At 44.3% G+C, this 12458-nt stretch carries 14 protein-coding genes and 2 pseudogenes; 3 read left to right on the top strand and 13 right to left on the bottom strand.

Annotated features, from left to right (window positions below):
• Positions 1-111 precede the first annotated feature (111 nt).
• Entirely contained in the window at positions 112-639 is a 528-nt protein-coding gene (locus tag MHH52_RS07535) for a hypothetical protein (RefSeq protein ID WP_340007663.1), read from the top strand.
• Positions 640-722: 83 nt separating this feature from the next.
• Here MHH52_RS07535 and MHH52_RS07530 read toward each other — a convergent pair.
• Positions 723-1022: pseudogene (locus tag MHH52_RS07530) on the bottom strand (family 43 glycosylhydrolase); the annotation flags it as partial.
• Positions 1023-1034: 12 nt separating this feature from the next.
• A pseudogene (locus MHH52_RS07525) lies at positions 1035-1821 on the bottom strand (hypothetical protein).
• Positions 1822-2214: 393 nt separating this feature from the next.
• Here MHH52_RS07525 and MHH52_RS07520 point away from each other — a divergent pair.
• Together MHH52_RS07520 and MHH52_RS07515 are read left to right on the top strand one after the other, a co-directional pair.
• Complete coding sequence (locus MHH52_RS07520) at positions 2215-3171, top strand: winged helix-turn-helix transcriptional regulator (RefSeq protein ID WP_340007662.1); 957 nt, start codon at positions 2215-2217, stop codon at positions 3169-3171.
• A 132-nt stretch (positions 3172-3303) separates the two neighbouring features.
• The gene (locus MHH52_RS07515; protein WP_036675694.1) at positions 3304-3462 is read left to right on the top strand and encodes a hypothetical protein; all 159 of its coding nucleotides are present in this window, start codon (positions 3304-3306) and stop codon (positions 3460-3462) included.
• Between the two features lie 142 nt (positions 3463-3604).
• On the opposite strand, the gene MHH52_RS07510 is transcribed toward MHH52_RS07515, so the two are convergent.
• The 11 genes from MHH52_RS07510 to MHH52_RS07460 form a co-directional block, all read right to left on the bottom strand.
• Positions 3605-3790, bottom strand: coding sequence for a hypothetical protein (locus MHH52_RS07510; protein ID WP_340007658.1), 186 nt, complete (start codon positions 3788-3790; stop codon positions 3605-3607).
• 67 nt (positions 3791-3857) lie between these two features.
• On the bottom strand, positions 3858-4628 hold the full coding sequence (locus tag MHH52_RS07505) for a methyltransferase domain-containing protein (protein WP_313638918.1): 771 nt from the start codon (positions 4626-4628) through the stop codon (positions 3858-3860).
• 158 nt (positions 4629-4786) lie between these two features.
• Complete coding sequence (locus tag MHH52_RS07500; protein WP_340007656.1) at positions 4787-5707, bottom strand: S1-like domain-containing RNA-binding protein; 921 nt, start codon at positions 5705-5707, stop codon at positions 4787-4789.
• A complete protein-coding gene (gene rsfS / locus MHH52_RS07495; RefSeq protein ID WP_313638920.1) occupies positions 5704-6051 on the bottom strand; it encodes a ribosome silencing factor in 348 nt (115 codons plus the stop codon). The genes MHH52_RS07500 and rsfS overlap by 4 nt, the downstream gene beginning before the upstream one ends.
• Entirely contained in the window at positions 6048-6626 is a 579-nt protein-coding gene (gene yqeK, locus MHH52_RS07490) for a bis(5'-nucleosyl)-tetraphosphatase (symmetrical) YqeK (protein ID WP_340007653.1), read from the bottom strand. Before yqeK ends, rsfS begins: the two co-directional genes overlap by 4 nt.
• The gene (locus MHH52_RS07485) at positions 6598-7200 is read right to left on the bottom strand and encodes a nicotinate-nucleotide adenylyltransferase (RefSeq protein ID WP_340007651.1); all 603 of its coding nucleotides are present in this window, start codon (positions 7198-7200) and stop codon (positions 6598-6600) included. Before MHH52_RS07485 ends, yqeK begins: the two co-directional genes overlap by 29 nt.
• Positions 7201-7234: 34 nt before the next feature.
• Positions 7235-7528, bottom strand: a complete 294-nt coding sequence (gene yhbY, locus MHH52_RS07480) for a ribosome assembly RNA-binding protein YhbY (protein WP_313638924.1) — start codon at positions 7526-7528, stop codon at positions 7235-7237.
• 57 nt (positions 7529-7585) lie between these two features.
• Positions 7586-8461 (bottom strand): shikimate dehydrogenase, encoded by an 876-nt coding sequence (gene aroE, locus MHH52_RS07475; RefSeq protein ID WP_340007648.1) that lies wholly within the window; start codon positions 8459-8461, stop codon positions 7586-7588.
• Between the two features lie 16 nt (positions 8462-8477).
• Positions 8478-9605, bottom strand: coding sequence for a ribosome biogenesis GTPase YqeH (gene yqeH, locus MHH52_RS07470; RefSeq protein WP_340007646.1), 1128 nt, complete (start codon positions 9603-9605; stop codon positions 8478-8480).
• Positions 9606-9607: 2 nt separating this feature from the next.
• A complete protein-coding gene (locus MHH52_RS07465; RefSeq protein ID WP_313638941.1) occupies positions 9608-10129 on the bottom strand; it encodes a YqeG family HAD IIIA-type phosphatase in 522 nt (173 codons plus the stop codon).
• An 88-nt stretch (positions 10130-10217) separates the two neighbouring features.
• Positions 10218-12458, bottom strand: a complete 2241-nt coding sequence (locus MHH52_RS07460) for a transglutaminase domain-containing protein (protein ID WP_340007643.1) — start codon at positions 12456-12458, stop codon at positions 10218-10220.

The following is a 12458-nucleotide window of genomic DNA, read 5'->3' as shown; positions in this document are numbered from 1 at the left end:
ACATAATCTACTCGTTTAACGTAATAGTAGTATATAGCCCGTTTAGGAAAAAACGTAGCGGGTAATAAGGTATATACAACCTTTTTACATATCTCAAGGGGGAGATTTCTAATGTTTAAGAAAAAGTCAGCGTATGTGTTACCGGTTGTTGTTCTATTGTTTCTTTCCCTCATTACTACTGCAAGTACCGTTGGAACACGGGTGGATGCACAAGATAGTGGCAAGACTCAGCAACAAACGGTATATATCCATACTATTCAATCCGACCATGGCAAGCTTTCCATTACAGCCGATGAAATAAACTGGTATCAGGGTGCTGATGCCGATCGAGTCTTTGCAGAAAGAGACCCAGAAGGTGCAGCAGAAATTGGTGGAGCCCCAGACAGCTATTATATTGTTAATGACGTCGATACACTTACAACCTATCCGATAGCGGATAACGCAACAGTCACCATGCAGATTTATGATCACACTGGCAACATAGAGGACCTAGACATTCATTGGAACGAAACCATTACCTTACAGCAATTTATCGATCAATTTAATAAAACTAATATCTTCGATCTGAGCCAGTCCCCATATCACCTTACCATTCAGGACGGCGTAATCACTTCCATTGTTCAACAATATATACCTTAAGCAGTAATATAGGATAAAGAGGGTTACCCAGCGGCCATTTATGTGGCTCATGGGTAACCCTCTTCCTCTGTTTAAATAACGGATTATTTTTTGTGCGCATCATTAACAGGAACTCCAAAATTCGGCGTGTCATCTTCATTCCAATGGAAGACTTGAGCACGAGTATGACGGTTTGGATCATATAGAGGATCGCCATTAATTTCTTTATAATTGTGGCAGTGATAGATGAGCACATCTTCCCCATTTTCATTTACAGTAAAGCTGTTATGACCTGGATCGAATTGTCCATTCTCTTCATTCGTTTGGAATACAGAATTTAGTAGTTTATTCCATGAAGCTGCGTCAAGGAGATCGCTATCTTCATCTGCTACCAATAGCCCCATAATCTCTCTCCTCTATATAAGCTTTAACAATACAGATCCATGCGGTGGAAGAATATGCGTAATCTCTTCATTAACTACTTCCAAGTCCCGGTTTTGCCATAGATCACGTATAGTTATTGGAACTGAAACATTCAACTGCTGGAAGGATACCTGAAGCGTTAACACTTCATCACTGAGATTAAACAAAGCTACATAATGATTGCCTTGTTCATCCTCTGAAGTCCAGATCGCATGTTCCTCATTCAAATCTACTTGTCTACCACCCTTGCCATAGCGATGCAGGTGGAGTACTTCCTTATTGGTCAACAAGGATAATGTCCACTCATCATTGTCTCGTAACTCTCCCCCGAACATTAACGGGGAACGGAAAAATAGAGTTTGGATGAGCGATATCGCGTGCAGTTTGCTCAGATCCTAGAATGGCACTCGCAGCATGAACAGCCTGACGTGGAATTCCGCGCATAATATGTATGCCGAATTTCAACCCTAATTCATGTACATATTCAGCGAGTGGTGCAAAACCTTTGCCTCCCGCTGCGGAAGGAAACCGATTCTCCGCCGGTTGAAGTCTGGAATACTCGTCCATGACCAGCGGTACAAAGTTGCGATACTGCGAGGAGTTCGCTCCAGGTTCATACCACTGAATATCAACAACTACATATTCCCATCCAAAATCTTTCAAATGACGATCCATATATTCTGCGTTGCCTCTTACCTCATCCTCATTCACACTAGCTCCGTAACAGTCCCAGCTATTCCAGCCCATCGGGGGTGTAACAGCTAGCAAATTCTGCATAATGATTTTCACGTCCTTTTCTAAGACCTACCCAGCTGGAAATTCCACGTTCATTTACATCGGTATTTACACCCGTTAGAAAATAATATGTATTCGATTTCAGTATAAAAATAGCATAGACAAAAACACTTTTAAATATATGACGTTAAATCTTTTCATGTTTTTATAAAATTAATGACTAAAGTTACGAAAATCCGAAAAAAATCCTCTTATTTTCTGGTTTTTCCTGAAATATTTTTAAATCAAACTAAATTAAATGTAGATACAGTAAAAAAACACCCTTATTTTTGTCATTCTACAAAAAAAGGAAGGATGCTTTATTTATATGCTATATTAGTTTATAATTTCATAAAACAGTATTAATTTATGATCCATTTGGAAGAAGGTATTGATAAAATGATCTATATTAAAGATTTAATGAGTGGACTTGAAATTTTCAAAGCTCTTAGCTCTGAAATCAGAATCCTCATACTCGAACTTTTAGCTACCAATCAAGCACTGAACCTGAATGAAATAGCCAAGAAGCTGAACCTCAGCAACGGCGCGATCACAATGCACATTAAAAAGTTAGAAGAAAGCGGTCTCATCGAGATAAACACATCAGTAGGCAAACACGGTATTCAGAAGGTCTGCTATTTAAATAAGGACAAGCTTATTGTTGATCTTCGCAGCAAAGATGTTGATAATCTCTACGAAGTAGAAATTCAAGTAGGACATTACAGCAACTATCAGGCTGTTCCGACCTGTGGACTTGCTACCAAAGACAGCATTATCGGTGACTTCGACGAACCCCGTTATTTCGCAGATCCTCAGCGGATTGAATCTGAGATCATTTGGATGGCTGAAGGGTTTCTCGAGTATAGAATTCCGAACTATCTAAAAGCCAATCAAACGTTCCGTGAAATTCAGTTCTCGATGGAAATTGGATCTGAAGCTCCTGGATCTAATGATAACTATCCATCCGACCTTTATTTCTACTTGAATGGAATTGAAATCGGCTTCTGGACTAGCCCTGGTGATTTCGGAGACACCCGAGGAACGTTTAATCCAGACTGGTGGCCTCCACATTTAAATCAATACGGCATGCTCAAACTGATCCGTATTAATAATGAAGGTAGCTTCATTGACGGCTGCCGAATTTCTGACGTGACCCTGGATGACATCCACTTGGATTACAAGAGCGAACTCACTTTCCGTATAGCAGTAACGGACAAACCCGTAAACAAACGTGGACTTACCATTTACGGTAAACATTTCGGCAATTATAGCCAGGATCTACTCGCACGTGTTCTATATGATGTACATGAAGTAGAAATTGGCGTCTCTCGTACTGCTGTTACCATATCAGAATAAAATAATTCCTAATTAAAAAAGACCGTAGAACCAGTAGTAACTGGTCTACGGTCTTCTTTAGCTTCGTATATTTTTTCGAGTTTGACCCATAATAACCTTTGTCTCCCAAACCACCGAGAAGGAGTGTTTCGAATGCGTGAAGGTCTAATTCCCGCTGTTCTTGGAACCGTCGTAACCGCTTCTAGCGCCGCTTTTCTTGGAAGCAAGTATAAGATGGCAGCAACAGGCGTACTTGGATTTGGTCTGGCTCATGTCGTATTGGGTGCCATTGATCTGTTTGAGCATCGGTAAGGATTGGAAGACGCCGGGTGGCATAAACACTGCCCGGTTTTTTTGATTTACATAAAAAAAGAAGTACGGTGGTGCCATCATGTTGGTGCCTCGCGATTTACAGGCTTCTTCAGGCGATTGCGGGGCATATTGGGCAAGTAAATCACACAAAAGACAGCGATTCTCCTGTAACGGAGAATCGCTGTCTTTGTTTAGCCTGTTGGCTGGTTGCTTCAACTGTGTATCCATCATCCCATGCTGCTAACGGACTCAGTCCGTTAGCATTCGAAATATCGCATAATGCTGCGTTTAAGGTCAGCTGTGTCCGATAGCGATCAGATAAAGTCAAAAAAGAAGGGATGCCTCAGTAGCCATTTCCATAGCTTATGGGACAGCCCCTCTTAGCATTTTTGAATTTATTTTATAGCTATATAAAATAAACGCTCAGCATCATCATCTGCTTCTATCCACTCGAAATCTGCGTAAGTCTTCACATCACTAAAGCCAGCCTTAAGCAGTTCTTCCTTTATCCATTCGGGATCGTAGGCACGCTGAATATGCGTCTCTTCGAAACGGCGATATACATCACTCCGTCCCTCTTCGCGTGCAAAAATGGACAGATGATGTTCAATTTCGCGGCGTGGAACATCCATCTCACAAGTCCAAATATAGGACACCGACGGTTCGTCCAGAATAAAGGGCTGCTCTTCTTCATAACGGATCAGTGTGTTTGGATGATGCACATCGAACAGAAAAGTGCCGCCTTGCTTCAGTCCTGCAAAGGTACTAGCAAAGACAGCTCTGATATCGTCTTCTTCCAGCACATAATTCAGACAATCACAGAAAGAAATCACAGAATCCACAAGCTCTGGAAGCTCCCATTCCTTCATGTTTTGTCTTATCCAACGAACACTACCTTCGCGCAAAAAGCGCCGTCCCTGGGGATGCTCCTCCATTTTGCGCTGTGCCACTGAGAGCATATCTGAAGATAGATCGATTCCGGTCATATGATACCCTGAACCCGCCAAAGGAATGGTGATACTCCCTGTGCCGCAGCCAAGCTCGGCTACGGTTACAGGCTTACCGTATTTGCTCCAAGCTGTTTCGGCAAAGGATATCCAGTCAGGATACGGCATATCTGCCATGAGCTCATCGTATACATAAGCAAATTTCCCATAGGAAGACACTAGTACACCGCTTTCTATTACAACATTTAATATAATTCTGTTATTGACCCATCAAGCATAAACGCCCTCGGCGTCCCCACAAGGACGGTAAGCGTTTAAGCGAGAAATATAAGGAAAAAGTATAGTGTGAAACTTATACTTTTTCCTTATATTTTAAATTATTCAGTTGTTCCTTCATTTCCCTCGGTTGAACCTTCCGCTTCCTTAGGAACAAGATATGTCCAATTCTCTTTTTGGGTAATATGGCCTTCCTTCATCAGCTTTCCAAGCGCACGCTTAAAGGCCGATTTGCTAATTCCGAAACGCTGCTTGATAATATCTGGCGGCGTTGCATCCGAATAAGGCATAGCTCCACCCGGACGGGCATGCAAGAACTCCATAATCGTAGCAGAATCCACATCCATACCTACTTCTTTACGAAGACCCATAGAAAGGTTAACACGTCCATCCTCGCGGATATGGGAGACGCGTGCTTCGAACTGCTCTCCAAGACGTAGTAGACGACTCCGCTCAGAGGAATGGACCATACCGATAATACCAAAGCCTAACACCCCAGCATCTACAAGAACAAAAGTCCCCATTTGCAGCGGCTTATACACTCGGGCAGTTACAGTCTGTCCCATCCAGGATTCAGGCGCAGGAAGAGCTAGCGGAGCTAGTTCCTGTTCTCCAGCTAGCTTAGCACGAAGACGTCCCTGTTTGTCATGCTCCATAATAGCAAATACATAGTCGCCAACCTGAGGACGTAGCTCTGGAAGCTCTGGAAGCTCACGGATTGGCAGCAGCAGCTGCCGTCCAAGACCCATTTCCAAGAAGCAACCTAACCGCGGATGAATATCAGCCACTTCCAATAAGGCCATTTCGCCCAGCGTCAGAAACGGTTTCTTCATCGTTGCCGCTAGACGATCCTCGGTGTCAAAGAAGATGAATACTTCAACTTTATCGCCCGTCTTAACCTTTTCGGTAAGCTCCGTATAATGCAGCATAACATCCTGATCACCGGCATTTAGAAAAAATCCGTACGGGGATACCTCTCTTACTACATTAAGCGTAACTGTAGTTCCTGCAATCAAGCTCATACAGTCTCCACTACCTTGGCATCCGACCACAGACGCTCGATATTGTAATATTCACGTTCATCGCGGTGGAAAATATGAACGATAACATCTCCAAGATCCATCAGCACCCAGCGTGCCGAATTCATCCCTTCGATCCCCTTGATCACTCCGCCTGCTTCATGAACCACCTTGCGGACTTCGGTAGCGATGGACTGTACTTGAATATCCGAATTACCATGACATACAACAAAATAATCACTAATCGGTGAAACATTACGCAAATCTAGTGCCACTACGTTCATTGCTTTTTTATCTTCAACAGCCTTAAGGGCCAGTTCTAACAGCTTGCTTGGTTGTACACTCATATTTTATCCTCCAATATTCTAACTAAATCATTACGCGCCAGTACCGTTAACGGAAAAATCACCCGGCGTTTTTCCAGTAGTAAACTAATCGTAGAATCAAATCCAGCGACTAGTCCTTCTTCCAAACTTACTTTTGCCAGCTCACGTATCTTTTCAACCCCGGGAAAATCACGGCCAGGCTCGATATAGTCCGCGAGACAGACGATTTTCTCAAGTAAACTCATGTCTTCACGGCCTGATGTGTGAAACCGGATGGCATTATGAATATCAGGATCTGTGATCCCATAATCTTGCTCTGCTACAAAGGCGCCTACTTCCGAATGCCACAACTGCTTGTCATGCTTCAGAAGATTCAAGTTCAGATGATTCTGCTCGATAATCTCCTTCATTCTCTCCACAGGCCAATATTTGGCCACATCATGCAGAATTGCTGCCGTCTCTGCACGCTCAGGATCAGCGCCATATTGCTCCGCTAGTTGAATGGATGACTCCATTACGCCCAGTGTATGCTTCCAGCGCTTGGCAGGCATTTGCGTCGAAACCGCTTCAATCAGAGCTTCGCGGCTGTATGCCATACAATCCACTCCTTTGAACATAATCGAACACTGCCTCAGGTACCATATAACGAATGGACTTGCCCGCTGCAGCCCGTTCTCTTAACATCGTTGACGAAATATCAACCAGAGGCATATCTGCTAGCAGCACCTTATCTGCTATATATGTTGGCAATGCGTCTAGATCAAGAAGTGTTCCCGGACGACCTACGCCGATAAATGTAAGCCGCTGCACAAGCTCTTCAATCTCGTTCCATTTCGGTAAATACTGGACCATATCCGCTCCGATGATGAAATAAAGATCGAAATGCGGATACGCCTCTTGCAGCCGCCTTATGGTCTCAAACGTATAGGATACGCCACCTCTGACAACTTCCCAGTCTAATGTGCGAAAAGCTTCATGATTCTGTATCGCTTCCTGCACCATTGCCAGCCTGTCTACTCCAGATACACCTGCCTCATGTTTATGAGGCGGAATATGTGATGGCATAAACCATACTTCTTGAAGTCCATAAGTTTCTCTAGCTGCTTCCGCTGCCATCATATGACCGATATGAAGAGGATCAAAGGTACCTCCCATAATTCCAACTTTCAAGAGGACGACCTCCTCGGTAGTATGCTATCAGGTATTAGCGTGGCAGCTCAATGGTTTTGTTATCACGTGATTCCTTGTACAGGACAATGGTCTTTCCGATCACTTGTACAAGCTCAGAACCTGATTGTTCAGCCAGTGCAGCGCCGATTTCCTTGGGATTCTCAATATTGTTGCTCAGTATACTAATCTTCATAAGCTCACGCTTCTCAATAGCTTCCTCAATGTGGCGTACGAGGTGTTCGTTAACTCCACCCTTGCCCACCTGAAAAATTGGATCGAGATGATGCGCCAATGAACGAAGATACCGTGTTTGTTTACCAGTTAACATAAATGAATAACTCCTTAATTAACATATATTATTACCCTAAATTGATGAATCCATTGCTTACTCTTTTCCACCCAGACAATTGAGTATGGTCTTTCGCATGATTTCCGTAGGAGCAGGTTGCCCCGTCCAATACTCCAGTGCATAGGCTCCCTGATAGACAAACATACCGAGGCCTCCATGAATCGTACAGCCCCGTTCAAGTCCTTCTAACAATAGCCGCGTACGCAGCGGATTATAAATCAGATCACTTACGATCATTCCTGCACGAAGCAGTCCAGGATCTATTGGTGTCTCATCCATATGAGGATACATCCCTACGGAGGTGGTATTGATCAGTACGTCTACACCACTTAGCATTTCCGCTACTTCGTTCATGCTAATCCCGATGACATTCCCTTTGCTCTGGCATTGTCTGGCCAAGTCCTGTGCTTTATCAGCACTACGATTAGCAATAATGATAGAAGAAGGCTTCTCTTGAAGCAGTGCGGCAACAATTCCTCTTGCTGCTCCACCAGCTCCAATCACCATAATCTTTACGCCTGACAAATCGGAAATGGCTTCCGCCTTAAGCGAACGCACATAACCGATTCCATCCGTATTATATCCGGTGAGTATCCCATTATCATTAACAATCGTATTGACTGCGCCAACGGCTACCGCACTTTCATCTAATAGATCCACATGAGCCATCACCGCAACCTTATGCGGAATCGTCACATTTACCCCACGGAACCCAAGCGTGCGAATCGCTTGCACCGCAACCTCCAGATTCTCCGGGAGGATATGAAGCGGTACGTAAGCTCCCGGAATTCCCAGCGCTTGCAGTGCTGCTTCATGCATAATTGGAGATTTGGATTGTATAATAGGATCTCCCATTACGCCCAGTAGAATATTTCCGGTATTGTAGCCCTCGGTTGCAGTTTTCAAAGACACTGTATTAGCCTCCCCGTTAGATCATCGAAGGGCGGGTAAGCACCTTCACACCACGCGGAACGTGGATAGCCACGACTGCGCCTTCCGTCCCGTTGACCTTGATCCAGCCCAAACCTGAAATATATAGATCGCTCTGACTGCCTCGGTTAATCCGGAACTCATGTCGTTGCCATGATGGCAACTTGTCCATCCGGTCACTTCCGGGAGGAGACAACATCTCACCACGATGGTCCGCATAGAGGGAATCTGCACGTTCCAGCTTGGTACGATGGATTTTTAAAGTCCCACTAATAAAGCAAGTGAATGATTGATGCGGACCTTGCACGAAATCAAAACGTCCTAGTCCACCGAAGAATAACGTCTGTCCTTCATTCAACTGATAGACAGCAGGCTTCAACGGATTGGCTGGCATAACTGCGTCCAGATCCTGACGCTCAACTAGTTCACTATAACGCCATGGATACACGATCCCCGGCGTATCTATAATATAGTGGCCATCATCTAATGGGATTTTGACCGTATCGAGAGTTGTACCAGGGTAACGCGAGGTGGTTAACTCCTGCTCCAAATCACTATAGTCCGAAATCAGACGGTTGATAAGCGTGGACTTCCCTACATTCGTTGCACCCACTACATAAACATCACGCCCACCACGCAGTTCTGTTACGGCTTCCAGCAAACGGTCAAACCCTTGATTACGTTTTGCACTACAGAGGACAATTTCAGCCGTCCGCAGTCCTTCCTCTTTACAGCGTTGCTGCATCCAGTTACGCAATTTATTCCAGTTTGTAACCTTAGGTAGCAAATCACATTTATTCACTGCAAGAATAACTGGGTTATTGCCGACAAACCGCTGCAGGCCGGAAATCAAACTGCCTTCGAAATCGAAAATGTCAACAATATGAATAACAAGTGCATTCTTCTCCCCTACTCCACTCAGCAAGCGAAGAAATTCATCCTGATTCACAGAAACGGATGAAGCCTCGTTATAATTCTTAATCCGGAAACAGCGCTGGCAAATCACAGGGTCCCGATCTAGTGCAACTTCCGGAAGGTATCCTGGTTGATCCTTATGCTCCATCTGAAGCTTGATACCACAACCGCTACATTTCTCAGGACGCTGTGTTTCACTTTGTTCGTTCATTACTATTTATCCTCCTCGTGCCACAATCCTTTTTTACGAAGCCGTGTCAGAGCAACTCGCTCTACCCGGCGATTAAATCTTGTGCCGAACCCTTCATCCTTAACGGAGATTGGCAACACCAATACGGTATACAGGCCAAGCCGATTGCCGCCGTATACATCTGTAAGCATTTGGTCTCCCACCACAATCGTTTGCTCCGGTGGCAACTCCATCTGCTTCATCGCTTTGAGAAAAGGAGCATTGCTCGGTTTACGAGCCTGATGCACAAATTCAATATTAAGCGGTGTAGCAAAGCGTGACACCCGTTCCATGTTATTGTTAGATACGATGATGAGCTTAAAGCCCACTTCCTTCACCTTCTCGAACCATAACAACAGCTCCGGAGTAGCCACAGGCGCTTTGGCACCGACCAGTGTGTTATCCAGATCCGTAATGATTCCACGGTATCCCTGTCGATACAGCTCTTCCAGAGAAATATCGAATACCGTATTCACCCGGAGTTTGGGAACTAACATTTCAAACAATACGTTCACCTCGATTTCATACAAAAAACTATAACATACTCCATGCGCTACGCAAATAAATCTATTGCAATGATTTACTGCAAAAACGCTATTTCTTGGATCTTATCGTTCTCCGCAGCCGCAAAGCTTCAGTATACACGCTCTGCCAGTCTTTGTCTTCAATAACATCAGGGCTATACTTCGCCTGTTCAAACATCGTCAGCAGTGAAGAAAGATGATTGGCCACAACAGGTCGTTCCTGGTTCCAGCGAGCTACAGCTTCACGCAGTGTTTCATGCTCTTCTTTCATCATTCCCTTACGTTGTAAATATCTTACCCAACGCTCAGTTTCCGCCACAACTTTCTGATCAGGCGATAAAGGACGACCCATCCGCATCTGTTGAACCAAGAAGCGAAGTTTAAAGCGTATATGCCAAATTTTAAAAATCGTCCAGGACAGCAGCACAACCACAGCCGCCAAAACTACCCATACACCCACATGTAAGCCTTGATCTTCTTGTGCGTTATTTGCAGTTGTTGGTTCAGGTTCAGTTTCTTCAACCTCGTCTTTAGGCTCTATCTCAGGAACTTGCTCATTCTGAGTCAAGAGAGGAACATTAAACCCCGGTGTAGCTTCAACCGGAATCCAACCATATTCACCAAAATAGACCTCGGCCCAAGAATGGGCATCTGCATTGGTGATCGTGTAGTTATTATTCGCCGTACCCGCCTGCTGTTGCGCCGGATTCATTGGCATTTCTGGCTGTTCCCCAGGTGCGTACCCCTTAACCCATCTTGCAGGAATGTTAAGAGAACGTGCCATAGTAACTAGTGCCGTAGAATAATAATCACAGTATCCTTCCTTCAGCTCAAACAAAAATCCATCTACAAAATCCTTACTTGAAACGCGTGATATATCCGGCTTGTTGGTGTATGGAAAGGTTTGTTGTAAGTATTGTTGCAAAAGCGCTGTTTTTTCATACGGTGTTGTTCCTTGTGCTGTAATTTCCTCGGCCAGATCTTTAACCCTTTGAGGAAAATCATCAGGTAACTGAAGGAAGATTTCCTCCAGATCATTACCTTTGTATAGCTCCTCATAGGTCTTCGCTGTCAATTCCTGAACAGGAATGACAGGAACTTCAGAAGTCAGCTCGAAGCTCGAAGGATAATCGCGGTTCTTTCTATCCATATCCCATAGAAGCTCACTATCACGATTTCTCCAGAAAAGACCATTCCCGGCTTCTTCCCCATTTAATGAATCCACAGAAGTAACTGAATAAGCACCGAATAACACAGGAAACTCATTATTGTTAAGCACTCTAACCGTCTGTTTCAACGTGCGAGTCGTCACCTTAGAAGCCACACTTTGTTCTAAAATTTTCCCCGTTTCCACCTCTTCTATAGGTCCCCGCTTCAATCGATCCTTATCCGACCATCCACTTCCAGAGTATACTCTGCGTGTTTCTCCACGCATATAAGTACGTAAATCCGAAACCACTGTCATCACTGGGGTATAATCGAAGTTAAAGCCCCCGCCCAAATTGTCATCATTCAGACTATAGCCAGACGAAGTATTGTTAGCAGAGGAGCTTGAGCCCGTACTAGATTTCGTTGATCCAGTTGTGCTCTTACCAGAAGACTTTCCAATTCCATTCCATTCTTGCCACGCCGTATAAGGATCCGTCAGAGTAGGTCTTACATCCGGCATATTCACTCCGATTAGGATAACCAGAGAGAAGACGATGGCGATATTCATGACTATTTTCGAGGGATATTCCAGCAAATGAACCCATCCACGCGGATAATGAAGCTGGAAACTTCTCAGGTGCTGGCTGACAAGCCATCCCATACCCGCAAATACCGTCCAGGCAACTTCCTGCCACAAAACAATAGATGTAAAGGAATCAAGAGCAGCCAATGCTACAATGTTCATTCCTATAAACCATAAGATACGCCTCTTCGAGGATACCCACCAAGACGATAGCAAAAGCAAAGCAGAGGCACCAAGAGCAAACCAGATATACGGCACCATATGAACACTAATATCTTGCAGTCTGTCTGTAAGGGTTGTTGCCCACGGATCAGCAACGTATATTCCATAATTAGTAATGGTGCGATATACGATATAGATAATAGCTGCGGCTTCCATAATAAGTCTGAACTGAACTTTAACAGGAATCAAAATTTCGATCACTGCGACTGTTAATAGAGCAGTCCATACGGATGAAGTCGTCTGACTTAACCAGATGGGTTCCGTATAAGAAATCCACTGCTGTGCAATAATCAACAGCCAAAACAGGCCGACGGAACGGTGCCAGGAGAATTTCATCTGATTCCACCAGTTTCTCAT

Source organism: Paenibacillus sp. FSL K6-0276, assembly GCF_037977235.1.
In the GTDB taxonomy this organism is placed as follows: domain Bacteria; phylum Bacillota; class Bacilli; order Paenibacillales; family Paenibacillaceae; genus Paenibacillus_AQ.
Note: the sequence above shows the minus strand (reverse complement) of the source record. Positions and strands in the feature narration are given on the sequence as shown.